This window comes from Thiomonas sp. (genome assembly GCF_034007205.1).
GTDB lineage: Bacteria > Pseudomonadota > Gammaproteobacteria > Burkholderiales > Burkholderiaceae_C > Thiomonas.
The window spans coordinates 58,686-81,673 of record NZ_JAVERI010000015.1; the positions used below are offsets into that span (position 1 = coordinate 58,686).

General features: G+C 64.9%; 23 protein-coding genes, 3 tRNA genes and 1 pseudogene. 16 read left to right on the top strand and 11 right to left on the bottom strand.

Features of this window, described 5'->3' with window-relative positions; translation table 11 throughout:
- Positions 1-90 precede the first annotated feature (90 nt).
- Both RBR52_RS12435 and RBR52_RS12440 read left to right on the top strand, forming a co-directional pair.
- Complete coding sequence (locus tag RBR52_RS12435; RefSeq protein ID WP_320377593.1) at positions 91-423, top strand: chemotaxis protein; 333 nt, start codon at positions 91-93, stop codon at positions 421-423.
- A gap of 97 nt (positions 424-520) precedes the next feature.
- The gene (locus RBR52_RS12440; protein ID WP_320377594.1) at positions 521-1,777 is read left to right on the top strand and encodes a cytochrome c; all 1,257 of its coding nucleotides are present in this window, start codon (positions 521-523) and stop codon (positions 1,775-1,777) included.
- Positions 1,778-1,784: 7 nt separating this feature from the next.
- Here RBR52_RS12440 and RBR52_RS12445 read toward each other — a convergent pair whose 3' ends face one another.
- From RBR52_RS12445 to RBR52_RS12465, 5 genes are all read right to left on the bottom strand, one after another.
- On the bottom strand, positions 1,785-2,372 hold the full coding sequence (locus RBR52_RS12445; protein ID WP_320377596.1) for a CBS domain-containing protein: 588 nt from the start codon (positions 2,370-2,372) through the stop codon (positions 1,785-1,787).
- A gap of 148 nt (positions 2,373-2,520) precedes the next feature.
- Positions 2,521-4,785 (bottom strand): primosomal protein N', encoded by a 2,265-nt coding sequence (locus RBR52_RS12450; protein ID WP_320377597.1) that lies wholly within the window; start codon positions 4,783-4,785, stop codon positions 2,521-2,523.
- Between the two features lie 347 nt (positions 4,786-5,132).
- Entirely contained in the window at positions 5,133-6,227 is a 1,095-nt protein-coding gene (gene hemE / locus RBR52_RS12455; protein WP_320377598.1) for a uroporphyrinogen decarboxylase, read from the bottom strand.
- Between the two features lie 67 nt (positions 6,228-6,294).
- Positions 6,295-6,807 (bottom strand): CZB domain-containing protein, encoded by a 513-nt coding sequence (locus RBR52_RS12460; RefSeq protein WP_320377599.1) that lies wholly within the window; start codon positions 6,805-6,807, stop codon positions 6,295-6,297.
- An 85-nt stretch (positions 6,808-6,892) separates the two neighbouring features.
- Positions 6,893-7,648, bottom strand: coding sequence for a sulfite exporter TauE/SafE family protein (locus RBR52_RS12465; RefSeq protein ID WP_320377600.1), 756 nt, complete (start codon positions 7,646-7,648; stop codon positions 6,893-6,895).
- 106 nt (positions 7,649-7,754) lie between these two features.
- Here RBR52_RS12465 and RBR52_RS12470 point away from each other — a divergent pair, with 106 nt between their 5' ends.
- A complete protein-coding gene (locus RBR52_RS12470; RefSeq protein WP_320377601.1) occupies positions 7,755-8,669 on the top strand; it encodes a DUF808 domain-containing protein in 915 nt (304 codons plus the stop codon).
- Between the two features lie 37 nt (positions 8,670-8,706).
- On the opposite strand, the gene RBR52_RS12475 is transcribed toward RBR52_RS12470, so the two are convergent.
- The 4 genes from RBR52_RS12475 to apaG all read right to left on the bottom strand — a co-directional run bounded on the left by RBR52_RS12475 (position 8,707) and on the right by apaG (position 12,806).
- Positions 8,707-8,943, bottom strand: a complete 237-nt coding sequence (locus tag RBR52_RS12475; RefSeq protein ID WP_320377602.1) for a YdcH family protein — start codon at positions 8,941-8,943, stop codon at positions 8,707-8,709.
- Between the two features lie 94 nt (positions 8,944-9,037).
- Positions 9,038-10,282 (bottom strand): murein transglycosylase A, encoded by a 1,245-nt coding sequence (locus RBR52_RS12480; protein ID WP_320377603.1) that lies wholly within the window; start codon positions 10,280-10,282, stop codon positions 9,038-9,040.
- Positions 10,283-10,308: 26 nt separating this feature from the next.
- Positions 10,309-12,432, bottom strand: coding sequence for a site-specific recombinase (locus RBR52_RS12485; RefSeq protein WP_320377604.1), 2,124 nt, complete (start codon positions 12,430-12,432; stop codon positions 10,309-10,311).
- On the bottom strand, positions 12,432-12,806 hold the full coding sequence (gene apaG / locus RBR52_RS12490) for a Co2+/Mg2+ efflux protein ApaG (protein WP_320377605.1): 375 nt from the start codon (positions 12,804-12,806) through the stop codon (positions 12,432-12,434). Before apaG ends, RBR52_RS12485 begins: the two co-directional genes overlap by 1 nt.
- A gap of 102 nt (positions 12,807-12,908) precedes the next feature.
- On the opposite strand from apaG, the gene rpe reads away from it, so the two are divergent.
- The 4 genes and pseudogenes from rpe to RBR52_RS12510 all read left to right on the top strand — a co-directional run bounded on the left by rpe (position 12,909) and on the right by RBR52_RS12510 (position 16,043).
- Positions 12,909-13,607 carry a ribulose-phosphate 3-epimerase gene (gene rpe / locus RBR52_RS12495; RefSeq protein WP_320377606.1) on the top strand — a complete coding sequence of 233 codons (699 nt, stop codon included), beginning with the start codon at positions 12,909-12,911 and terminating at the stop codon, positions 13,605-13,607.
- Entirely contained in the window at positions 13,607-14,308 is a 702-nt protein-coding gene (gph, locus tag RBR52_RS12500; protein ID WP_320377607.1) for a phosphoglycolate phosphatase, read from the top strand. The genes rpe and gph overlap by 1 nt, the downstream gene beginning before the upstream one ends.
- 27 nt (positions 14,309-14,335) lie before the next feature.
- Positions 14,336-15,069: pseudogene (locus RBR52_RS12505) on the top strand (SfiI family type II restriction endonuclease).
- Complete coding sequence (locus RBR52_RS12510; RefSeq protein WP_320377608.1) at positions 15,066-16,043, top strand: DNA methyltransferase; 978 nt, start codon at positions 15,066-15,068, stop codon at positions 16,041-16,043. The pseudogene RBR52_RS12505 and the gene RBR52_RS12510 overlap by 4 nt, the downstream one beginning before the upstream one ends.
- Before the next feature lie 87 nt (positions 16,044-16,130).
- Here RBR52_RS12510 and RBR52_RS12515 read toward each other — a convergent pair whose 3' ends face one another.
- Both RBR52_RS12515 and RBR52_RS12520 read right to left on the bottom strand, forming a co-directional pair.
- Entirely contained in the window at positions 16,131-16,706 is a 576-nt protein-coding gene (locus RBR52_RS12515) for a chalcone isomerase family protein (RefSeq protein WP_320377609.1), read from the bottom strand.
- 163 nt (positions 16,707-16,869) lie between these two features.
- A complete protein-coding gene (locus RBR52_RS12520) occupies positions 16,870-17,493 on the bottom strand; it encodes a chalcone isomerase family protein (protein ID WP_320377610.1) in 624 nt (207 codons plus the stop codon).
- A gap of 123 nt (positions 17,494-17,616) precedes the next feature.
- Here RBR52_RS12520 and RBR52_RS12525 point away from each other — a divergent pair, with 123 nt between their 5' ends.
- The 9 genes from RBR52_RS12525 to RBR52_RS12565 all read left to right on the top strand — a co-directional run.
- The gene (locus RBR52_RS12525) at positions 17,617-18,081 is read left to right on the top strand and encodes a PaaI family thioesterase (protein ID WP_320377611.1); all 465 of its coding nucleotides are present in this window, start codon (positions 17,617-17,619) and stop codon (positions 18,079-18,081) included.
- Positions 18,082-18,364: 283 nt separating this feature from the next.
- Positions 18,365-19,864 carry an anthranilate synthase component I gene (trpE, locus tag RBR52_RS12530; protein WP_320377612.1) on the top strand — a complete coding sequence of 500 codons (1,500 nt, stop codon included), beginning with the start codon at positions 18,365-18,367 and terminating at the stop codon, positions 19,862-19,864.
- 44 nt (positions 19,865-19,908) lie between these two features.
- A complete protein-coding gene (locus RBR52_RS12535; protein ID WP_320377613.1) occupies positions 19,909-20,499 on the top strand; it encodes an aminodeoxychorismate/anthranilate synthase component II in 591 nt (196 codons plus the stop codon).
- The gene (trpD, locus tag RBR52_RS12540) at positions 20,486-21,532 is read left to right on the top strand and encodes an anthranilate phosphoribosyltransferase (protein WP_320377615.1); all 1,047 of its coding nucleotides are present in this window, start codon (positions 20,486-20,488) and stop codon (positions 21,530-21,532) included. Before RBR52_RS12535 ends, trpD begins: the two co-directional genes overlap by 14 nt.
- Positions 21,529-22,323 carry an indole-3-glycerol phosphate synthase TrpC gene (trpC, locus tag RBR52_RS12545; protein ID WP_320377616.1) on the top strand — a complete coding sequence of 265 codons (795 nt, stop codon included), beginning with the start codon at positions 21,529-21,531 and terminating at the stop codon, positions 22,321-22,323. The genes trpD and trpC overlap by 4 nt, the downstream gene beginning before the upstream one ends.
- Positions 22,324-22,387: 64 nt before the next feature.
- Positions 22,388-22,473 (top strand) — tRNA-Tyr (locus RBR52_RS12550).
- 127 nt (positions 22,474-22,600) lie between these two features.
- Positions 22,601-22,674, top strand: a tRNA-Gly gene (locus RBR52_RS12555).
- 54 nt (positions 22,675-22,728) lie between these two features.
- Positions 22,729-22,803: transfer RNA gene (locus RBR52_RS12560), tRNA-Thr, on the top strand.
- 61 nt (positions 22,804-22,864) lie between these two features.
- Positions 22,865-22,988 (top strand): GTP-binding protein (locus RBR52_RS12565; RefSeq protein WP_320377618.1); only part of this gene is annotated, 124 nt, incomplete at its 3' end.

Below are 22,988 nucleotides of genomic sequence, written 5' to 3' on the forward strand. Positions count from 1 at the left end.
TGCAGGCCAGCGCGCCGCCTCCACCCCACGAGCGGGGAGGGAGTGATCTCGTGAACAATCCGGGTTCAACGTGACTCTCGACCCTGAACCATGCCCGCAACCTGGATGACGGCCATCGGCGCCGCACTGCCCTATATCGAATCGGTGGCGAAAATCGCATTGCCCGTGTTCAAGCAGCGCAAGACCGACAAGGAAGCCGCCGAGTCGCTGCACAGGCAGATCGAGGAGCTGCAGACGGCGGTGACGCACAACGCCGAGCATGTGCGCGCGCTGGCGCAGCAATTGCAGACCACGGTGACCGCACTGGAGCAGGCCGGGGTGCAACTGGCTGCGGCGCAGCAGCGCTTGCGGCTGTGGATGCTGGCGGCGCTGGCTCTGGGCGCTGGCGCACTGGCGCTGGGCATCTTGGCGCTGCTGCGTTGATCCGCTCAGGGTCAACCCGGATCGTTACCATACCCGGTCATTTGCTTACAAAGAGTTGCAATCAAGACAAAGGGTCGCGGCGATGGGAAGGATGAACATGAGCAAGAAACGGGTATGGCGGGTAGGGCGCGCCGCCCTGGCGGGCGTCCTGGCGGCGCAGTGCGGCTTCGCCGCAGCGGCGAGGTTCTCCGATCAGGAAGTGCAGCGCGGGGCCTATCTGGCGCGCGCGGGCGATTGCGTGGCCTGCCACACGGCGCCGGGCGGCAAGCCCTTCGTCGGCGGGCTGAAGATGGACATGCCCATCGGTGCGATCTATTCCACCAACATCACGCCCGACAAAACCCACGGCATCGGCAACTACAGCTTCGAGCAGTTCGACCGCGCCGTGCGGCATGGCGTGGCGCCCGGCGGCAAGCATCTCTACCCGGCCATGCCCTACCCCTCCTACGCACGGGTGAACGAGGCCGACATGAAGGCGCTCTATGCCTACTTCATGCAGGGCGTGCCGCCCGACCCCACGCCCAACCGCAAGCCCGACATGGTGTGGCCCATGACGATCCGCTGGCCGCTGGCCGTCTGGAACTGGCTGTTCGTGCGCGACACCAACTTCACCCCCGATCCCAAACAGAGCGCGCAGTGGAACCGCGGCGCCTATCTGGTGGAGGGGCTGGGCCATTGCGGCTCCTGCCATACCCCGCGCGGCCTGTTCTTCCAGGAAAAGGCGCTGAGCTCGCGCGGACCGAACGGCGACCTCTATCTCACCGGCTCGCAGGTGGAACATTGGTTCGCCACCAATCTGCGCGGCAACTGCCTGCAGAAATGGACCGAGGCTGAAATCGTCGAGTTGCTGCAGACCGGCAAGACCGCGCACTTCACCGCCCTGGGCAGCATGACCGAGGTCATCTCGCACAGCACCCAGCACCTCAAGCCCGAGGACCTGCAGGCGATGGCGATCTACATCAAATCGCTCAAACCCTTCGTGCCGACGCAGACTCCAGCAGCCAGGAACCCGGCTTCGGTGCAGCGCGGCGCGCAGGTCTACAACCAGCATTGCGCGGCCTGCCACCAGGCCAACGGTCAGGGTCTGCCGCAGGTCTTTCCCGGGCTGGCGAAAAACGCCACGGTGCAGTGTTCCGATCCGAACAACAGCATCCGCGTGGTGCTGGCCGGCGGCAGCACGGTGGTGACCGCAAAGGCCCCGGCGCCTATGGTCATGCCGCCCTTTGCCCAGTCGCTCGACGACCAGCAGGTGGCCGATGTCGTCACTTACATCCGCGCCACCTGGGGCAACGGCGCCTCGGCGGTCGCGCCCGAGCAGGTCAGGGCGCTGCGCAAGGCCATCATCAACGACTGAACGCCCATCAGACCTTGGCAATGGCCTGTTCCAGCTCGGCGAAGCTCTGCATCTGTCCGTTGGACTGCAGTTCGACCCCGAGTTGGCGGCCGATACGCACCGCCGAAAAGATGCCGCGCACCACGGGTTGGCCGTCGGTTTCCAGCACCAGCGCATGCTGGCGACCCGAATGGCGCAGCGTGAGCACGATCTCGGCCACGGTGGAGCGCAGCACTTCGGCGTAGTCGAGCACTTCGATGTGCTGCTGCGGCACCATGCATTGCGCCACGGTCACGGCGTCGCGCGGTATCTGGTTTTCGGTGGCGGCGCGCACGGGCTTTTCGCCCATCAGATCGCGCGCGGTGATCAGGCCGACGACATGCCGCGCGGAGTTGGTCACCAACAGCAGTCGCACCCCGGCATGCATCATTTTCTGCAGCGCGTGGTTGGCCGTGGCGTCGGGCTCGATGGTGAAGGCCGGGGTGTGGCGCAGATCGGTCATCACGTCGGTGGCCGGAGAGTCGGGGGTGACGCTCCCCGGACGCCCGTGGTCGAACTCGATCACGGGCGTGCCCGCGGGCAGCGGATGATGATGCAAATGGCGATGTGTGGACATGATGGATGGTTCTCTTCCAAAAAACGGCGCTTGCTGCACTGCAATGCGCTTTCGATGAAAACAATGTAGTCCGCGCCGCCCCAACCTGTTGTATCGAAATGTCGAATCCTCCGCCGAATGCGACAAATGCGCCCTTTCTCACCGAGCTTCAGTAATCGAGCGGGTCCACGTCCACCGCCCAGCGCACACGTGAGCGCAGCGCGGCGAGTTCGGCGCCCCAGTGCGTCAGCAGGTTCTGCAGCGCGCCGCGATGCGAGCCTTCGAGCAGCATCTGCATGCGGTGCACATCGGCCACGCGGGCGATTGCCGCCGGTATGGGGGGATAGACGGTCACGCCCAATGCCTCGGCCAGTGGTGCGGCGAGTTGCTGCGCCTGTTCCAGAAAGTCCGTTACGGCTTCGATCCTTTTGTGCTCCGCGCGCAGCAGCGCCTGATAGGAAAACGGCGGCATGCCGCCGCGTTCGCGCTCGATGAGCTCGGCCCGGGCGAAGCCAGGATAGTCGTGCGCCACCAGCGCGCGGTACAGCGGATGCTCGGGGTGGGCGGTCTGCACCAGCATCTCCGGGGTGGAGGCGGGGGTATCGCCGCGCGACGGCAAGGCGCGGCCCGCGCGCCCGGCGGCCTGCATGAGCTGGGCGAACAGGCGTTCTGGGCCGCGTGGATCGTGGGTGAACAGCCCGGCATCGGGGTTGAGCGCGGCCACCAGGGTGACGCGCTGGAAGTCGTGTCCCTTGGTCACCATCTGCGTGCCGACCAGAATGTCCACTTCACCGGCGTGGACGCTGTCGAAACGGCTCGCCGCCGCGCCCTTGCGCCGGGTGCTGTCGGCGTCGATGCGCTCGATGCGCGCCTCGGGATATTTCTCCGCCAGGGCTTCTTCCACCCGCTGCGTGCCCTTGCCGACGGGTTGCAGATCGAGGCTGCCGCAGCCCGGACAGGCGCGCGGCACGGCGGCCTGATAGCCGCAGTGGTGGCAGCGCAGGCTGCGGTCGGTGCGGTGAAACACCAGGTGCGCGTCGCAATGCGGACAGTCCGACATCCAGCCGCAGTCGGGGCAGCTCAACACCGGGGCATAGCCGCGGCGGTTGAGAAACAGCAGACTTTGCTCGCCGCGTTCGAGCCGTTGGCGCAATGCGGCGTCGAGCGCCTGGCCGATCAGCGCGCCGCTGGTGCGCAGCGTGGCGTCGCGCCGAATATCGGCCAGACGCACGGCAGGCAGCACGCCGCTGGCGCGTTCTTTCAGGGTCAGCAATTGGTAGCGCCCGGTCTGCGCCGCCCGCCAGCTTTCCAGCGAAGGCGTGGCCGAGCCGAGCACGACGGGGATGCCGAGCTGCTGCGCCCGCCACAGCGCCAGATCGCGTGCGCTGTAGCGCGCGCCCTCCTGCTGCTTGTACGACGGGTCGTGCTCTTCGTCGACCACGATCAGCCGCAGCGTGGGCAGCGAGGCCAGCACCGCCAGCCGGGTGCCGAGCACGATGCGCGCTGAGCCGTTGTGCGCTGCCAGCCAGTGTCGCAGCCGCTGACCCTCCGACAGGCCGCTGTGCAGCACGGCGAGGTGTTGCGCGCCGAAGCGCTGCTCGAAACGTCGCACCAGTTGCGGCGTGAGGTTGATCTCGGGAGTGAGCACCAGCACCTGCGCTTCGGGCTCGCGTTGCAGCACCCGCGCCGCGGCGTGCAGATAGACCTCGGTCTTGCCGCTGCCGGTCACGCCGAACAACAGGAAGGGCGCAAAACCCGTGCTGGCGGTGATGGCTTGCAGCGCCTGGGCCTGTTCCGGATGCAGCGTGGGGGCGGGGGCGGCTACCCTGGGCGGGAGGCCGACGGGAGCGACGACTTCCACCCAACCGGCGCGTTCCCATTCCGCCAGCACCCTGGCCGCTTGCGGATGCAGCCGCCGCGCCTGTCCCAAACCGAGCGGGCTGGGGGCGGGCGCCGTCATCGCCCCGGGCGCCGGCACGCCGAGGGCGCTCGCCAGCCGCCACAGCGCCACGCTGCGTGCAGCGATCTGGCCGGGCAAGGTCGACAGGCCCGCTTCGGTGCAGCGATAGCTCGCGGGCGCAGGACGGGGAGAAGCTGCCGTGGCTTCGCCTGGGTTGCGGTTGCGCAACTGGGTTGGCAGGGCGGCCCCGATGACTTCGCCCAGAGCGCGTTGGTAGTACCGGGCGACGAATTGCTGCAGTTCCAGCCAGGCGGGAGATAGCGGAGCCAGGGCGTTGTGCACCGCAGCGATGGGGCGCAGCGTCAGGGGGCGGTCGGCGTCGGGTTTCGGCTTGTGCGCGATCACCACGCCACAGACGGTCTGGCGCCCGAGCGGGACACGCACCAGGGTGCCGGGTGGCAGCGGCGCCTGCGCGCTGTAATCGAGCGGCTGCAGACCCGGTGCATCGACGGCGACCTGAAGAATGACGGACATGAAAGGAGTGCAGCAGATGGAAATCGGCGTTCGAAAGCCTTCCTAAGTGGGCGTCGAATCTGGCCTTATTCGGGATAAAACAGATTGTGGATAACTCTGTGCATCAATCCTGAATCCGAAGACAGCACTCTTGTGGATAAGCCTGTGCAAAAAAATTTGGCAAAATGGGAAACATTGAAAAGTTACTGATAAATCAGTGGTTTATATGTAGTAAATTCAAGTTGAGTCTGTGATCAACTTGTTGCAGTGCAAACGCGCCAAAAATGTGCATAAGCTGATTTGTCAAGCTTGACAAATCGGAATTTTCGCTTACTGCCTTGCCAATCGCAGCGCTGCGCCGGGTGTTTTCAAGCCCTGTCGCCGTGCAGAGCCCGGCTGTGGGTGTGCACCGCCTCGACGAGTGCCGAGACATGCTCGGGCGGGGTGTATTGCGAAATGCCGTGTCCCAGGTTGAACACATGGCCTGCGCCCGCGCCGACCGGGCCGAAGCTCTGCAGCAGCCGCTGCACTTCCTTTTCGATGGCCGCAGGCGGCGCGAACAGCACATTGGGGTCGAGGTTGCCTTGCAGCGCCACGCGCTGGCCCACGCGGGCTCTGGCCTGGGCGAGCGAGGTCGTCCAGTCCAGCCCGAGGGCGTCGGCGCCGGTGTCGGCCATGGCTTCGAGCCACTGGCCGCCGCCCTTGGTGAACAGAATCACCGGAATTTGCTGTGAGTCGCTGCGCTGCTTGAGCGCGGCGATGACCTGTTGGCTGTAGGCGAGAGAAAACTCCTGAAACGCGCCATCGGCCAGCACGCCGCCCCAACTGTCGAAAATCATCACGGCCTGCGCGCCCGCGTCGATCTGCGCCGCCAGATACTGCGCCACCGCCTCGGCGTTGACCGCGAGGATGCGGTGCATCAGGTCGGGGCGGGAATACAACAGCGTCTTGACCGTGCGGTAGTCCTCGCTGCCAGCGCCCTCGACCATATAGCAGGCCAGCGTCCAGGGGCTTCCGGAAAAACCGATGAGCGGCACGCGCTGCACGCCGTTTTGCACCAGCGCGCGGCGGATCTCGCTGACGGCGTCGAACACGTAGCGCAGCTTGTCCAGGTCGGGCACGGCGAGCGCGGCGACGTCGGCCTCGGTGCGCAGCGGGCGGTCGAATTTCGGCCCTTCGCCGGCCTCGAAGCGCAGGCTCAGGCCCATGGCGTCGGGCACGGTGAGAATGTCGGAGAACAGAATGGCAGCGTCCAGCGCGTAGCGGTCGAGCGGCTGCAGCGTGACTTCGCAGGCGTAGTGCGGATTCTGCGCCAGTCCGAGAAAACTCCCGGCGCGCGCGCGTGTGGCGTTGTATTCCGGCAGGTAGCGCCCGGCCTGGCGCATCAGCCACAGCGGGGTGTAGTCGGTGGGCTGGCGGCGCAGGGCGCGCAGAAAGGTGTCGTTGGCAAGGGGGGCGGTCATGGACGCCATTGTCGCAAACCGCAGGGCGTCCTCCGCTTGTGCCGAAGGCGGCGCCTCTGCGATGCCTTCAATCCATGCCGAATTCGCGGCGCTTGAGGTAGAGCTCGCCCAATGTGCCGATCACCCGGTTGGAGATGCGCGCGTACTCGCCGCCTTGCAATTGCTGGAGCGCCTCTTTCTGCTGATTCGCCAAAGCCTGACGCGCGACTTCGGCGGCAGCGCGGTGAAAAGCCGCATGTTCATCGAACAGGCGCGTGAACAGGTGCTGCGTATCGGCGCTCAGCGCGGGCCGTTTTTCGCGGATGCCGTAGAGCCACTTGCCCAGATCGCAGCGGTTGTCCAGCGCAATGGCGTCGGGGTCGAGCGTGCTGCAGGCGCCGCAGACGCAATCGTAAAGCCGCTTTTTCCACGCTTTGTGCGCGTTGGTCGCCGAGAAAAAATTCAGTTCCACGCTCGTTGCCCCAATGATGATCAGATTATTTTCAATATAGCCCCAAGCTCCTGACTTTACAATTTGATGACACGCTGGAACCTGCGGCCTGCCCTGCCGGGAAACGAGACGTTCTGCGCGGCGCATCATCAGGCAGACTTTGGGATTTGTCGCCGCAGGTGTCTGCCTCATCGTCAAGGATGGCGGGCGATGAGACGTCTTAACGAGAGACGACTTAACGAAAGAACAGCGCGCTCATCACCAGGCCGATGACCACAATGCCCCAGCGCAGCACCTCGCGCGGGATGCGCCGGGCGAGGCGCGCGCCGACATAGCCGCCCAGCAGCACGGCCGGCAGCATCACGGCCACCCAGCGCCACTGCACCGTTCCCGCGGCGGCGTAAATGCCGACGGCGAACAGCGTGAGCACCGCGGAGATGGCGTTTTTCAGCGCGTTCATGCGGTTGAGATGCGTCTCGCCGATCAGGGTGAGCATCGCCAACAACAGCACGCCGAGGCCGCCGTTGAAGTAGCCGCCGTACACGCTGACGATGAACAGGCCGACGAGCGTCTGCAGACGCGGCGCGTGTTGTTCAGGATGCCGGCCGATGCGGCGCAACAAGGCGGGTCCGAAGGCGAACAAGGCGGTAGCGAACAACAGCAGCCACGGCACCAGCGCGCGAAAGGCGTGGTTGCTGGTGGTGATCAACAGCCCGGCGCCGATGCCCCCGCCCGCGAGACAGGTCAGCATCAGCGCGGTCATGCCGACCGCGCGCGGCGGGCCGAGGTCTTCGCGGAAGCCCCAGGTGCTTGCCAGGTAGCCGGGCAACAAGGCCGTGGTGCCGGTGGCGTTGGCGGCAACGGCCGGAACACCGGCATAGATCAATGCGGGCAGGGTGAGAAAACTCCCGCCCCCGGCCGCCGCGTTGAGCGCCGCGCCGAAAAATGCGGCCAGCGCAACCAGCGTCCAAGTCAAACCGTCGTTGAGCATGCGTTCGAGGCGTAAAAGCGTCAAGCATACGCAGAACGGCGGCACGGAGCCGTGGCGCGGTTTGTAGTCCAATGCGCTTTCAAACGGTAACACTTCCCCTTGCGCAATGGCCTCCAGTCTGCTCGCTCTTCTCGATGACATCACCACCGTGCTGGATGACGTCGCGGTGCTCACCAAGATCTCGGCCAAAAAGACCGCAGGCGTGTTGGGCGACGATCTGGCGCTGGGTGCCCAGCAGGTCACCGGGGTGCAGAGCAACCGCGAAATTCCCGTGGTGCTGGCCGTGGCCAAGGGTTCGCTGGTCAACAAATCGATTCTGGTGCCGCTGGCGCTGGCGATCGGCGCCTTTGCGCCCTGGGCGATCACGCCCTTGTTGATGCTGGGCGGGGCGTATCTGTGCTTCGAGGGGACGGAAAAGCTGGCGCACAGGCTCTTCCACAGCAAGGCCGAGGACGAAGCGCATCACGAGGAACTGACCCAGGCGCTGACGCGCTCGGAGATCGATCTGCTGGCGCTGGAGCGCGACAAGGTCAAGGGCGCGGTGCGCACCGACTTCGTGTTGTCGGCGGAAATCGTTGTCATCACCCTGGGCGCCGTGGCCGGAGCGAGCTTCACCACCCAGGTGGCCGTGCTGATCGGTATATCGCTGCTGATGACCGCGGGCGTCTATGGTCTGGTCGCGGGCATCGTGAAGCTCGACGATGCCGGGCTCCATCTGAGCCGCCAGACGTCTGCGGCGGCGCAGGCGCTGGGACGCGGCATACTGGCCTCGGCGCCCTGGCTGATGAAGGGGCTGAGCGTGGTGGGCACCGCCGCCATGTTTCTGGTGGGCGGGGGCATCATCAGCCACGGCTGGCCCTGGCTGCATCATGCCAGCGAGGCCGTCGCGCACCAGGCAGGCGCGATGGCTTGGCTGAGTCCGCTGCTGTTCGACGCCGCAGTGGGCATCGCCACCGGCATCGTGGTACTGGGCGTATGGATGCCGGTGCAGAAACTGATGGCACGCGGCGCGACGCACTGAGCCACGCCTAGGCGCCGCGCCGGGGTCGGGCGGGCGCTTACGCCGCCAGCAGCGCGGCGATCTGATCCTTGAGTTGCAGGCGCTCTTTTTTCAGCGTTTCCAGGTGCAGGCCGTCGACTGCGTGCACGCCTTCCTCGATCTGCACCACTTGTTTGTTGAGTTCTTCGTAGCGTTGCGCCAGCTTGTTGAAATGGGCGTTGTCCGATTTGAGTGCGTGAATCCTGTCGGCCTGGGCGGGGAATTCGTGGGCGAGATCGTGTGGGTCGAGCGTCATGGGTGGAGTCCTCCTTGAATGTGAGTAAAAACCATAACCTTAAGGCGATTCTCCAGAACATGCCACCGCCCAGCGCAAAGCGGACGACAGGCTCCTACGGTGTGACCGGCAGCAATACCCACAGCCGGCCGGGCCACTGCATGCGGCCCGCGAGTTCGCCGGCGGCGTCTCCGGTGCCGGTGAACAGGTCGGCGCGCACGGCGCCCGTGATGGCCGAGCCCACGTCCTGGGCGAATACCAGACGATCGAGCGGCTGCGGCGGTTTGCCGTCGCTGTACGGTTGCGAGGTGGACAGCCACACCGGCAGCCCCAGCGCGATGGCCTGCTTGTCCACGGCGATGCTGCGCAGGGCCGTCAGCGGCACGCCCAGAGCGCCGGTGGGGCCGCGCTGCGGATCGGTATCGAGCGCGGCGTTGAAAAACACCACGCGCGGGTTTGCGGCCAGCATGTCGGGTACTTCGTCCGGATGCATCTGCGCCCAGGCGCGGATGATGGACATGGTGACGGTGCCTTTCACCCGCCCGGTATCGCGCAGCCAGCGTCCGACCGATTGGTAGGGCCAGCCGTTGGTTCCTGCATAGCTCAGCCGCAGGGTCTGGCCGTCGGGCAGCCGGACCAGCCCGGAGCCCTGCACTTGGAGAAATAACGCATCCACAGCGCTGTCGAGCCAGACCACGGCGCAGCGGTCGAGCGCAGCCTGCACCGCCGGATCGGCCTGGATCTGCGCCCGGCTCCAGTAGGGCAGCACACGCTGCCGGCCATCCACCCAGGCGACCCGACCGCCGCTGACGCCGTCCGTTCCCGGCGGGCGCGGCACCAGGTCGGCGGGCAGACCCCACACCGGCACGACATAGGGCCAGACGCGGGTGAGCGAGCCGTGCAGCACGGGTTCGTAATAGCCGGTGATCAAGCCTTGATTCTGGCCGTCCGGGGCGGTGATTTGCCAGGGCGCGAACTCGGATTCGAAGAACGCCCGCTGCGCCTGCGGGTCGTTCACCGGGACAGACGCGGCGCGCTCGCACACCGCAGCAAGCGCCGCAGGCAGACGCGCGCTGCAATCGCGGCGGAAAGCCTGCCAGACACCGCTGAAATCATCCTGCGTCCAGCCGGGCAGATCGGCCCACTGCGCGGCCAGCAGCTTGATGCCTGGGCCGGTGAGCGCGGCGCTCGTGCCGGGCGGCGTGGCAGGCCAGGGCGCAGCCGAGGCTGCGGTCGATGGAGGGGAAGCGGGGGCAGAAGCCGGCGGTGAGGGGGGCGTGGCGCAGGAAGCCAGCACCAGCCCCAGCAGGCAGAGCAGGGCGGCGCGGGCAGGGCGCAGCCCGGACCTGAGGACGCTCATCAAGCCAGATCGTTGCGACAACCCGGTCATGCCGGGCCTTGTGCGCTGGCCGCCGCGTTGCGCGGCGGCAGGATGAAGGTCCACGGCCTGCGCCACAGCCTGCGGGCGATGCTGGCGTAGATGGCCCGGCGCTCCTTCACCTGGATGCCGCGGGCGCGCAGCGCCAGCCGGTAGGCGAGGTAAAAACTCACGCCGACGTTGAGCACGCCGTTGACGGCGATGCCGGCAAGCGCCCACCAGAACGCCGGGTCGTCGACCACCGCAGGCCCCAGACTGGCGCAGGCCGCGCCGAACAGCCCCGAGGACAGGGTGACGTGCCGCACTTGAAGGTCGATGCCGAAAATTCGGAAAAACTCCGGCGTCAGGCCGAGCAACAGACCAAGCGACACATTGCCCGCCATGACGCCGACGTTGCGCCGCCACCAGGCGGACCAGCGCGCTGCGCGCTGCGCGCCCAGACAGCGGCGAATGCGCGGGTTCCAGGCGATGGCGCTGTCCAGGCGGTGCAGCACGAAGGCGTTTTCGGCCCAGCCCGCAATCACGCTGGAGAGAAACAGCAGCACCCCGGTGAACGCCGCAAACAGCGGCGTGGGGCCCAGCAGCGACAACGACTCCAGCTCGTGCTCCGCCTTGGGCGCGGGCAGAAACTGCGGCCCGAACCAGGCCAGCCCGCCCAAGCCGAGCAGCAGGGCCACCGGCATGACCAGCAACACATTGCCGAACACCCCTGCCGACTGCGAGCGCGTGAGGTTGGCCACTTCATCGACGAAGCGCTCCACCCCGCCGGGCCTGGACAGCTCGCCGAGCTTGTCGGCCATTGCGGGGGCGGTCATGGCGGGCTGCTTGGTGGCGATGGTCCAGTGCAGCAACTGCACGATGACAAAACTCACCGCGTAGTTCAACCCGGCGAGCAGGCCGGTCCAGAACAGCGCGGTCTTCAGGCCGAGAATGCCGATCTTGATCCAGGTAGTGAAGCCCATGATCAGCCCGCCGCCCATCGCCGCGCCGAGCATGGCGCGGTATTCGCGGCGGTCGCGGGTGATGTAGTGCTCGCCCGATTCGGCATGGCGCTCGGCCATTTTTTCGGCCAGCAGCGCGGTGTTGTGCCGCCACAGCGCGCGCAGGCTGCGGCGTTGTGCGTTCAAGCGGACCAGGTTGGCGAACAGGTGAGCGGTGTCGCGCGCGGGCGTGTCGCCCACCAGACAGTTCAGCAGCGCCTCGGCGCGGTCGATGCGCTGATGCAACTGGTGCAAGGCATAGACCAGACTGACCGAGGTGCCATGGTCTTCCAGGTGCGCCGTGACCGAATCGGCCTGCTGACGGCAGGCTTGCAGCCCGGCGCGAAGCAGCGTGAGCGACTGCCGCAGCGCTTCATCATTTCGTGAGGCCTGCTGCGTCAGTAGCGTCTGGACCGCTTCATACTGCATGGCCAACAGTTTGAACGGCGTTTCGACCTCGCCCGCCAAAGGGCCGCTGTGCTGCATGCGCGAGCGCAGATCGGGCGAGAATCCGGCGGCGCGGATGTGGCTGATGGTGTAGGTCAGCGCATCGAGCAGCGCGGTGCGCCAGAGCGATGCGCTGTCGGGTGCCTGGGGGACCTCGGGCGGCTGCCAGACCGCGCTCAGGCGTGCGAGCGTGTGGCCATCCAGCGCTTCGAGCCAGTGGGCATCGCGCTCATCGGGGAAAAACAGGGCGAACAGCACGGCGAGATCGCGCGTCTCGGGCGATTTGGGCAGCCATTTATTGCCCAGGCGTTCGCTGAATTCGCTGAAAAACGAAGGCCGCTGGCTGAAGCCGGAATCGGCCAGCAGCAAGGTGGCGTCGGTGTGCTGCAGCAGACCGCCGACCACGGCGGCGATTTCTGCGCGGCGCTCGGGCAGGCGCTCCAGCAGATCGAGCAGGATTTGCAATCGCTGAATTTCTGCGGGCGCGGGCGCGTCATGGGGGTCTTGCGCGGGGGGATCGAGCGGGAGGTTCAGGCCGTCGCGCAGCAGCGCAGCGTCGGGGCCGCCTCGCAGCCAGTCGAGCAGTTCGATGATCCAGAGCGCCTGCTCCACCGGCAGCGCCTGCGCGCTGGCCGCGTCGAGCAGCGCATGCAGATCGGCAGCCGCACGCGCCGCCTTGCGCGCACGGCGCCCGCCAAACCCCATCAATGCAGACTCCGCGGCTGCACCAGCGCGAATTCGGGAATGTGGGCCTCGAAGCGTTCGCCATCTTCGGCGACGCAGAAATAACTGCCGCGCATGCTGCCCGTGGGTGTGCTCAGTTGCGACCAACTGGTGTACTCGAAGGCTTCGCCGGGCTTGAGAAAGGGCTGCTGCCCCACCACGCCCAGACCGCGCACCTCTTCCACCTTGCCCGAACCATCGGTGATGATCCAGTGGCGGGAAATGAGCTGCGCCGCCACGCGCCCGGTGTTGATGATCGTCACGGTGTAGCTGTAGGCATAAACGCCTTGTTCCGCATCCGACTGCTCGGGCAGGAATTGCGGAATCACCGAAACGGAAAATTGATAGGTCGACATGCGCGCGATTCTAAAAGCGCGGGCTGGCGCAGCGATGCCGTAAATTCAAACCCTTGCGCCGCGCCGGCGGTCAAGCCTCCTTCGAAACTAGAATCAAGCGCCATGAAAACCTACCGTATCGCCCCCAGCATTCTCTCGGCCGACTTTGCCCGTCTGGGCGAGGAGGTGCGCAACGTCATCGACGCCGGCGCCGACTTCATCCACTTCGACGTGATGGACAACCATTACGTGCCCAACCTCACCATCGGCCCGCTGGTGGCCGAAGCCATCAAGCCCTACTGCAAGAAGGCCGACGGCACGCCCGTCACGCTCGACGTGCATCTGATGGTCGAGCCGGTGGATGCCATCGCCCAGTCCTTCATCAAGGCGGGCGCCGATATCGTCAGCTTCCACCCCGAGGCCAGCAAGCATGTGGACCGCACTCTGCAGCTGATCCGCGACGGCGGCGCCAAGGCTGGATTGGTGTTCAACCCGGCCACGCCGCTTGCCGTGCTCGACTACGTCATGGACAAGGTCGATCTGGTGCTGCTGATGAGCGTGAACCCCGGATTCGGCGGCCAGAGCTTCATCGAGAGCAGCCTGCCCAAGGCCAGGCAGGTGCGCGCCAGGCTCGACGCCTACAAGGCGCAGACGGGCCGCAACATCCTGCTGGAAATCGACGGCGGCATCAAACCCGACAACATCGCGGCGGCCGCAGCGGCGGGCGTGGACACCTTCGTGGCGGGCAGCGCCATTTTCGGCAAGCCAGACTACAAGGCCGTGATCGACGCCATGCGCGTCAACCTGGCCAAGGTGGCCTGATGGAGGCACGCACCGCAGCGGCGCCTGCCGTGATCCTCGCGGGCCATGCGGTGCAGGCCGCCATCGTCGATCTCGACGGCACCCTGATCGACACCCTGGGCGATTTTCACGCCGCGCTGTCGCGCTTGATGGACGAGCTGGGCCTGCCCGCGGTCAGCCGCGAGCAGGTGGAACATCGCATCGGCAAGGGCTCCGAGTATCTGGTGCTGCAGACCCTGCGCATCCATCTCGCCGACGACCAGGCCGGGGCGCTTTATCCGCGTGCCATCGAGACTTATCAGCGCATTTACGGCACCATCAACGGTCAGTACTCCAACCCGTTTCCCGGCGTGCCCGAAGGGCTGGCGGCGTTGAAGGCTGCGGGTCTGCGGCTGGCCTGCATCACCAACAAGCCCACCGTCTACGCCCGCGAACTGCTGGGCATCAAGGGCCTGCTGCAGCACTTCGAAGTGGTCAACGGCGGCGACGCCTTTGCGCGCAAAAAGCCCGATCCCATGCCGCTGGTCGAAACCTGCAAGCAGATCGGCCTGCCTACCGCCTCGGTGCTGATGATCGGCGATTCGCAGAACGACGCCCTGGCCGCCCGCGCCGCCGGCTGCCCGGTGGCGCTGGTGACCTACGGCTACAACCACGGCGAACCCGTGCGTGCGGTCGACGCAGACGGTTTTGCCGATCGCATCGGCGATCTGCTGACCGCCTGAGCGACGTAGACCGTAGAAATCGACCCAATGGAAAGACTCCCAGGCAGCCTCACTGAGGACGAGATCGAAGCGCTTGAAAAAGCCGCGCTGCGAGCTTTATGGATTGCAGCGCGGGATTTTTCGCTCGATGCCTGGGAATACTTTCGTCAGAGCACGGACGATCCCAAAGACATCGCCGAAGATGTGACGCGTGAAATGCTCGACAGGATGGGCGGCTACCAGATCGATCAGCGCTTGTACGGCAACGTCGATTATCGCAAGGCGCGCTACGCCATATACCCCGACATGGCGGTCAGGCAGGCGTTGTTTGTCGATAGCAAGGCAGAAAAAAACGCAACAGCGCCACGTTGCAAATGTCGCAACTGTCGCTGTCGGTGAGACAGGTCAGGGGTGGAGGCGCAACTGATATCACGGGGACATTGAATCCCATACAGATTTATAAAAATACACCTTATCTCACCACAACCTTGCTGGCCCACTACCACTACGCCGCTGCTCCCGGAAACGACAGCAAGGATCGCCCACCCTATCGTTTGTTGGCATTAACCCTGGTCAGCATTCCGAATAGCCGGCTCCAGGATCACTACAACCCGGACCAGCACGATACGATCTGGATCGCGGGCCGCAACGCACCCACCCGAGGGGAGAGCTTTCGTGTGCGTCTTTCCTTCAATCGACTAAAGGAGAAAGCTGCCTGGCGAGTCCAGACCGGTATTTATGACGATCGCGGCAATCTGACCCTGATCTGGGAGGATGAATGAAGCAAGGTGTTTTTCTGGGAGATGCGCGCGAGTTGAATTTCTTTGTCGACGCAGGCAGTGTGGCGCTGTCCGTATGGTCTCCGCCTTACCACGTCGGCAAGCAATACGAGCTCGATCAATCCTTCCTGGAGTGGAAATCGCTGTTGAGGCGCACTCTGGCAGCTCATGCGGTCGCGCTCAAGCCCGGAGGATTCGTCGCGGTCAATATTGCGGATATCCTGTGCTTTCCCGATTCCAGTATGCCTAGGTTGATGGCAGAGAATGTGTCCCGTCGCAAACGGGCAGACATTACGCGCGAGAGGGTGGTGCAGGCCATGTCCGAGAACCCAGGCATGAACCGCAGGCAGATTGCAGACCTGCTGGGATGCAGCGAACAAACAGTCGACCGCCGGTTGAAGGGCAACAATATTCGAGGTGGTAAATATCAGACTCAGACGCGTGTTTTGCTCGTCGGCGGATTGCTCGAACAATACGCCATGGAAGCAGGACTTTATTTATACGATAGAAGGGTATGGGTCAAGGATGCCGCCTGGGAGAATAGCCGCTGGCACACCATGAGTTATCGGGCGGTCGATGAGTTTGAATACATTTATATTTTTTGGAAACCAGGACAGACGCGGGTCGATCGCAATCGCATCACAAAAGATGAGTGGATCGAGTGGGGGTCGCGCGCGGTCTGGCGCATTCCGTCGGTGCGATCGAACGACGACCATGAAGCAAAATTCCCCGTGGAATTGCCGCGCCGCATCATTCAATTATTGAGCGACCCCGGTGATTGGGTGTTGGACCCATTCGTCGGCAGTGGAACGAGCGCCGTTGCCGCAGCCCAGGAGGAAAGAAACTTCATAGGGATCGATAAAGAGCCCCATTACGTCGAGATGGCCAACCGGGCCTGGCAGGAGGCCAGACGGCAGATCCCGCTGTTGCGGAAAACCCCAGTGGCCGCTGCAACGGCTTGTCGACAGTCCGCCTGATCGACTTCCGGCAACTGACACACAGGCGGTTTCCAACTGCAGGCCGCCCCGGTTCGGGGCGGCCTTTATCGGACACAACCGTCGCGGTCAGCCGTTGATGTTCTGGTTTTGAATCGACTGGTTGGACAGCACGCCAGCCGGCAGCATGCGCAGCATGGCCTGGTACAGCTCGGCATTGCCCGTGCCCGGAATGATGTGCGAGCCCGGGCCCATCAGCACGATGCCGTTGGAGGGCTCGAACAGCAGTTCGACCGTCTCGCCCCTGGGGATTTGCTTGATGCTGGCGAGCTGTTTGCTGAACGCATCCATGGCGGGCTTGAAAGAGGCGTACTGCGCGGCGGACACGCCCTTTTTGACCCCGGATTCCAGCGCCTTGGCGAAGGCCTCGGCCGACATATTGGACAGCGCGGTCAGGCGGATCGACTTGGCGCCCGGCATGGTCATGATGCTGCTGGCCGAGGTGGTGTTTTGCGGCAGGTACACCGCAGCGGCCATCTTGCCGCCCATATTCACCACGCCCGCGCCGTTGATCAGCAGCGGCACGCCGTTGGCCGGTGCGGTTTGCATGACAGGCACGCCGCCCACTTTGACGGCGGCATGGGCGCTTGCGGCGCCGAAGGCGGCGGCCAGCGCGATGGCGGTTGCGGTCAGAACATTTTTCATGGGCTATCCTCGGGTGGTCTGTGGGTATATCAGCGAAATCTTATTTAGGAACCCGCCGCTTGCCTGTTCGGGTTTTCACCGAAACGCCGCGTTGGAGTGGTGACCAAACATGACGAGGCGCAAGCCTGTCTCGGAAGTCAGGGTTGACGCCGGAGAGGCCGTTTCAGTTGCTGTCGCCCTCGTCGCCCAGCAGGGCGCGTTTGAGGCGGTCTTCGGCGGGCTCTTTGCCCAGCCAGATTTTGAGCATGGAATTGAAAAATTGCGGGTCGGTGAACACCCCGCCCGAAGGGACGCCGTCGATGGCGATGGTGCTGCCCTTTCCGGGAATTTCGCGGATGGTCACGGTTTCGCCGGTCTTGATCTGACTTTTCTGCGCGAACAGGCCGCCAAGCTGCGCCAGGCTGGGAATGAAGGCGCTGAACTCCTGCGGGCTGAGATTGTTCTTGATGCCTTCATTGAGCTTGTCGCCGAGTTCCTTGCCGCTGACGTCGCGCAGCATGGTGAGTTTCAGCTCCTTGGGCCCGGTCATGGCGTAGATCGCCTGCGGCTGCGCGCTTTTTTGCGGCAGATACAGCGCGGCGGTGTAGACCTTGAACACGAAGACGTAGCGGGTGCCCGCGCCGTTGAGCGTCAGCGTCTTGCCGCCGACTTCCACCTGCGGCGCAATGTCCACGCCGTGCAGGGTGAGCGCCTGCGCGCTCGGCATGAACACTTCGGCCGTCAGTGCGACGAGAAGAGTAATGGCCGCACCGAATGTGCGCAGCGGCCTGTCGGCTGGGTGATCCATATCGTCTCCGGTGGTCTGTTATCGAACGGTCGTTCATTTTTCGTAAAACGCCGTGCGTTGACAAGAGGGCTCAAAGAAAACTGCGCTTAAGATGCTTTGGCCACCATTCTGAAAGGAGACATCATGCCCAAGGTTTTTCAGGACAGCTACCCCGACGCGCTGGCCCACTGCTATGGCTGCGGCCGCCTCAATCATCAGGGTCACCAGATCAAGACGGTGTGGGACGGGGACGAAACGCTCACGCGCTTCACGCCCGAGCCCTATCACATCGCGGTGCCGGGGTTCGTCTATGGCGGGCTGATCGCCTCGCTGATCGATTGTCACAGCACCGGCACGGCGGCCGCGGCGATGTATCGCGCCGAAGGGCGGGAGATGGACACGCAACCGGCGTTCCGCTTTGTCACCGGGTCGCTGCATGTCGACTTTCTCAAGCCGACGCCATTGGGCATCGAGTTGGAAATCCGCGGCCGCGTGAAGGAAATCAAGGGCCGCAAGGTCGTGGTGGAGTCGACGGTGCTGGCCGGGGGTGTGGCCACGGCGCGCGGCGAGGTGGTTGCGGTGCAGATGCCGGAAAATTTCGGCGCGTGAGCCCGCAGCGGCGCAAAGAGCCACGGGAGTTTGCTACATTCACTTTCTCGTAGAGTCATCTGCACGATTCACTCACGCTTCCATGTTCATCCATCGGCGACACGCATCGGGTTCTGGAGACCGGGGGGCCTGGCCCTGGCGGTTCTGGTTGATCGTGCCCGCTGCTGCGGTCTGACGGCACGCGTTCCCTCGGCGCATCGAGGCGGCGAGCGTGTACTAAACGGGCTGCGCTCCCGTGACATTCGCCGCCTGCACAATCCGGGCGGTCGACCATGAGACGAACATGACTGAACTCGAATTCAAGGAACTGGCCCGTCAGGGCTATAACCGCATTGCGCTCGTGTCCGAAGCGCTGGCGGATCTGGAAACGCCGCTGTCGCTCTACCTCAAGCTGGGGGTGGGCGCAGGAGCGGGACAAAACACCTTTTTGCTGGAATCGGTGGTCGGGGGTGAGCGCTTCGGCCGCTATTCCTTCATCGGCCTGGCCGCCCGCACCCAGGTGCGGGTGAAAAACGGCCTCACCGAAGTGTTGCAGGGTGGCGCGGTGGTGGAAACCTCGGAGCAGTCGCCGCTGGATTTCATCGAGGCCTTCCACGCCCGCTTCAAGGTGGCATTGCCGGCGGGTATGCCGCGTTTCTGCGGTGGTCTGGCGGGGTATTTCGGCTATGACGCGGTGCGCTACATCGAGCCGCGGCTGATGGCGTCTGCCGCCAGGCATCCCAAGCCCGATCCGCTGGACATGCCCGACATCCTGCTGCTGCTGTGCGAAGAGCTCGCGGTCATCGACAACCTGTCCGGGCGGCTGTATCTCATCGTCTTTGCCGATCCCGGCCAGCCCGAGGCCTACAGCCGGGCGCGCTCGCGGCTGCGCGCCCTGCGCGAGCAATTGCGCTATTCGGTGTCGGCGCCGCCGATGCAGCGCAGCAGCGTGACGCCGATCGAGCGCGAGTTCGACAAGGCCGATTATGTGAAGGCGGTCGAGCGCGCGAAGGACTACATCGCTGCCGGCGACTTCATGCAGGTGCAGGTGGGGCAGCGACTGCGCAAGCGTTTCAGCGATTCGCCGCTGTCGCTCTACCGCGCGCTGCGCTCGCTCAACCCTTCGCCATACATGATTTACTTCAACTTCGGCGACTTCCAGATCGCGGCCTCGTCGCCCGAAATCCTGGTGCGCGAAGAGGCCGTGCCCGAAGGGCGCAAGGTCACCATTCGCCCGCTGGCGGGCACGCGGCCGCGCGGCGCCACGCCCGAGGCCGATGTGCGCAACGAGGCCGAACTGCTGGCCGATCCGAAGGAACGCGCCGAGCATCTGATGCTCATCGACCTGGCGCGTAACGATCTGGGCCGCATCGCGCAGACCGGCAGCGTGAAGGTGACCGAGGCTTTCGCCATCGAGCGCTATTCGCATGTGATGCACATCGTCAGCAACGTCGAGGGCCTGCTGCAGCCGCAACGCACGCCGATGGACGTGCTGCGCGCCACTTTCCCGGCGGGCACGCTGTCGGGCGCGCCCAAGATCCGGGCGATGGAGGTCATCGACGAACTCGAACCCACCCGCCGCGGCTTGTACGGCGGGGCCATCGGTTATTGGAGCTTTGCCGGCGACATGGATCTGGCGATCGCCATTCGCACCGGCATCGTCAAGGACGACTGGCTGTACGTGCAGGCAGCCGCCGGCGTGGTGGCCGATTCCGTGCCCGAGATGGAATGGCGGGAAACCGAGGCCAAGGCGCGCGCCGTGTTGCGCGCCGCCGAACAGGTGCAGGAAGGGTTGGACGGCTAAAGCGCCGCCCGCCCATCCTCTTCCCAGACCCACGGAGCCCCATCATGCTGCTGATGATCGACAACTACGACAGTTTTACCTACAACCTGGTGCAATACTTTGGCGAACTCGGCCAGGAAGTGCACACCGTGCGCAACGATGAGCTCGATCTCGAAGCCATCGCGGCGCTGAATCCCGAGCGCATCGTCATTTCTCCCGGGCCGTGCTCGCCTGCCGAGGCCGGCATATCCGTACCGGTGCTGCAGTATTTCGCCGGGCGGCTGCCGATTCTGGGCGTCTGCCTGGGCCATCAGGCCATCGGCGCGGCCTTCGGCGGCCACATCGTGCGGGCGCGGCAAATCATGCACGGCAAGACCAGCCCTATCACCCACGATGGCCGCGGCGTGTTCGCCGATCTGCCCAGCCCTTACACCGTGGTGCGCTATCACTCGCTGGCGATCGAGCGCGACACCCTTCCGGCCTGCCTGGAAATCACCGCGCAGACCGAAGATGGCGAAATCATGGGGGTGCGCCACCGCCATTTCGCCATCGAGGGCGTGCAGTTTCACCCGGAATCCATCGAGACCGAGCACGGCCACCGGCTGCTGCAGAACTTTCTGACGTTGAGCGAAGGCCACTTCCATGACCATCAGTAATCATGATGCGCTGGTGCGCGTCATCGAGCACCGCGAAATCTTCCACGATGAAATGATCGCGCTGATGCGCCGGATCATGACCGGCGAGATGTCTGCGGTCATGATGGCCGCGCTCATCACCGGCCTGCGGGTGAAAAAGGAAACCATCGGCGAAATCACCGCCGCGGCGATGGTGATGCGCGAATTCGCCACGCCGGTGGAAGTGGCCGATAAAAAGGGCCTGGTCGACATCGTCGGCACGGGCGGCGATTCCGCGCGCACTTTCAATATCTCCACCGCCAGCATGTTCGTTGCCGCCGCGGCCGGGGCGCAAGTGGCCAAGCATGGCGGGCGCAGCGTGAGTTCCTCCTCCGGCTCGGCCGATGCGCTGGAGGCGCTGGGCGCCAACATCCAGCTCACGCCCGAGCAGGTGGCGCAAAGCCTGGCCGAATGCGGCATCGGCTTCATGTTCGCGCCCAATCACCATCCGGCCATGAGGCATGCGGCGCCGGTGCGCAAGGAGTTGGGCGTGCGCACCCTGTTCAACATCCTCGGGCCGTTGACCAATCCGGCGGGTGCGCCCAATCAGTTGCTCGGCGTGTTCCATCCCGATCTGGTGGGTATTCTGGTGCGCGTGCTGCAGCGCCTGGGCAGCGAGCATGCGCTGGTGGTACACGGGCTGGACGGGCTCGACGAAGTGTCGCTGTCGGGCGAGACGCTGATCGGCGAGCTCAAGAACGGTCAGATCAGCGAATACGCCATTCACCCCGGCGATCTCGGGCTGAAGTCCGCGCCGCTGGAGGCGCTGCGGGTGGAGGGGCCTGCGCAATCCATCGAACTGATGCATGAGGCGCTCAACGACGTGGACGGCGCGCCGCGCGACATCGTGGCGCTCAACGCGGGTGTCGCCCTTTACGCCGCCAATGTGGCGCCCGCTTTGATCGACGGGGTGCAGATGGCGCGCGAGGTCATTTCCAGCGGCGCGGCCCGAGACAAGATGCAGCAGTTCATTCGCGTCACCCATGCCATGCAGACTCAGGCGGCCAGCGTATGAGCGGCGGCGACATCCTCCAGCGCATCCTCGCCACCAAGGCGCAGGAAGTGGCGGCGGCGCGGCTGCAGACGCCGCTGTCGGCGCTGCGCGAGCAAGCCGCCGCGCGCGGCTTGAGGCGGGGGTTCGCCGCAGCGATCCAGGCCGGGGTCGCGGCGGGCGGCCCAGCCGTCATTGCGGAAGTGAAAAAGGCCAGCCCTTCGCGCGGGGTTTTGCGCGCCGACTTCGATCCGGCCGCCATCGCCCGCAGCTATGCGGCCGGTGGCGCCACATGCCTGTCCGTGCTGACCGATGTGCCGTACTTCCAGGGAGCGGCGGCCTATCTGGAGCAGGCGCGGGCGGCCTGCACCCTGCCGGTGCTGCGCAAGGATTTCATGATCGACCCCTATCAGATCGCCGAAGCCGCAGCGATGGGTGCCGACTGCGTGCTGTTGATCGCCGCCGCCCTGCCGCAGGCGCAATTGATCGATCTGGAGGACGAGGCGATGAGCCAGGGTCTCGATGTGCTGGTCGAGGTGCACAACGCGGCAGAACTGGACGTGGCGCTGGCGTTGCGCACCCCGCTGCTCGGCATCAACAACCGCGACCTGCGCACCTTCGACACCCGACTCGAAACCACCTTGGGTCTTCTGCCGCGCATCCCCAGCGACCGCGTCGTCGTGACGGAAAGCGGCATTCTTTCGCAAGAGCACGTCGGGCGCATGCGCGCGGCCGGGGTGCAGGCCTTTCTGGTCGGCGAGGCTTTCATGCGCGCCGACGACCCGGGAAAAGCCTTGCGCGAACTCTTCGATTGATCGCGCGCAAAGGTCTTTCATTTGACATCGGAGCAAAAATCGCTAAGAATCTGCGGTTCGCCTCGGAGAGGTGGCCGAGTGGTTAATGGCAGCAGACTGTAAATCTGCCCTCTAACGAGTACGCTGGTTCGAATCCAGCCCTCTCCACCAGGCGCTAGATTTTGGATGGGTCCCTGTTTTTTGGATGGGCTGCTGCGACGGTGTTGCGTGGCGGACAGTGGGTGGTTGGCGGGTGGGGGCGGCCATGATCGCGCCGGGATTGGGCCAGCGAGGCAAGGCGGGAGTAGTTCAATGGTAGAACCTTAGCCTTCCAAGCTAATGGCGCGGGTTCGATTCCCGTCTCCCGCTCCAGTTCTTGCCTTGCGCCGTGGCGCACGTTTTTGCATTGAGCGCGCAGGCGTTCAGGCCCATGTGGCTCAGTGGTAGAGCACTCCCTTGGTAAGGGAGAGGTCGCGGGTCCGATTCCCGCCATGGGCACCAATTGATTTTGTTGATGATTTTGTCATTTTGTCCATCTTTGTTGGCTTGAGGAGTTTGAATCATGGCGAAGGAAAAGTTTGAGCGGACCAAGCCGCACGTCAACGTGGGCACGATTGGTCACGTGGACCACGGCAAGACCACGCTGACGGCGGCGATCACCACCGTGCTGTCGGCCAAGTTCGGTG

Excerpts from the sequence above, each read along its gene's own strand:
- RBR52_RS12435 (WP_320377593.1), top strand. The coding sequence starts at position 91 with ATGCCCGCAACCTGGATGACGGCCATCGGCGCCGCACTGCCCTATATC.
- RBR52_RS12440 (WP_320377594.1), top strand. The coding sequence starts at position 521 with ATGAGCAAGAAACGGGTATGGCGGGTAGGGCGCGCCGCCCTGGCGGGC.
- RBR52_RS12445 (WP_320377596.1), bottom strand. The coding sequence starts at position 2,372 with ATGTCCACACATCGCCATTTGCATCATCATCCGCTGCCCGCGGGCACG.
- RBR52_RS12450 (WP_320377597.1), bottom strand. The coding sequence starts at position 4,785 with ATGTCCGTCATTCTTCAGGTCGCCGTCGATGCACCGGGTCTGCAGCCG.
- hemE (WP_320377598.1), bottom strand. The coding sequence starts at position 6,227 with ATGACCGCCCCCCTTGCCAACGACACCTTTCTGCGCGCCCTGCGCCGC.
- RBR52_RS12460 (WP_320377599.1), bottom strand. The coding sequence starts at position 6,807 with ATGATGCGCCGCGCAGAACGTCTCGTTTCCCGGCAGGGCAGGCCGCAG.
- RBR52_RS12465 (WP_320377600.1), bottom strand. The coding sequence starts at position 7,648 with ATGCTCAACGACGGTTTGACTTGGACGCTGGTTGCGCTGGCCGCATTT.
- RBR52_RS12470 (WP_320377601.1), top strand. The coding sequence starts at position 7,755 with ATGGCCTCCAGTCTGCTCGCTCTTCTCGATGACATCACCACCGTGCTG.
- RBR52_RS12475 (WP_320377602.1), bottom strand. The coding sequence starts at position 8,943 with ATGACGCTCGACCCACACGATCTCGCCCACGAATTCCCCGCCCAGGCC.
- RBR52_RS12480 (WP_320377603.1), bottom strand. The coding sequence starts at position 10,282 with ATGAGCGTCCTCAGGTCCGGGCTGCGCCCTGCCCGCGCCGCCCTGCTC.
- RBR52_RS12485 (WP_320377604.1), bottom strand. The coding sequence starts at position 12,432 with ATGGGGTTTGGCGGGCGCCGTGCGCGCAAGGCGGCGCGTGCGGCTGCC.
- apaG (WP_320377605.1), bottom strand. The coding sequence starts at position 12,806 with ATGTCGACCTATCAATTTTCCGTTTCGGTGATTCCGCAATTCCTGCCC.
- rpe (WP_320377606.1), top strand. The coding sequence starts at position 12,909 with ATGAAAACCTACCGTATCGCCCCCAGCATTCTCTCGGCCGACTTTGCC.
- gph (WP_320377607.1), top strand. The coding sequence starts at position 13,607 with ATGGAGGCACGCACCGCAGCGGCGCCTGCCGTGATCCTCGCGGGCCAT.
- RBR52_RS12510 (WP_320377608.1), top strand. The coding sequence starts at position 15,066 with ATGAAGCAAGGTGTTTTTCTGGGAGATGCGCGCGAGTTGAATTTCTTT.
- RBR52_RS12515 (WP_320377609.1), bottom strand. The coding sequence starts at position 16,706 with ATGAAAAATGTTCTGACCGCAACCGCCATCGCGCTGGCCGCCGCCTTC.
- RBR52_RS12520 (WP_320377610.1), bottom strand. The coding sequence starts at position 17,493 with ATGGATCACCCAGCCGACAGGCCGCTGCGCACATTCGGTGCGGCCATT.
- RBR52_RS12525 (WP_320377611.1), top strand. The coding sequence starts at position 17,617 with ATGCCCAAGGTTTTTCAGGACAGCTACCCCGACGCGCTGGCCCACTGC.
- trpE (WP_320377612.1), top strand. The coding sequence starts at position 18,365 with ATGACTGAACTCGAATTCAAGGAACTGGCCCGTCAGGGCTATAACCGC.
- RBR52_RS12535 (WP_320377613.1), top strand. The coding sequence starts at position 19,909 with ATGCTGCTGATGATCGACAACTACGACAGTTTTACCTACAACCTGGTG.
- trpD (WP_320377615.1), top strand. The coding sequence starts at position 20,486 with ATGACCATCAGTAATCATGATGCGCTGGTGCGCGTCATCGAGCACCGC.
- trpC (WP_320377616.1), top strand. The coding sequence starts at position 21,529 with ATGAGCGGCGGCGACATCCTCCAGCGCATCCTCGCCACCAAGGCGCAG.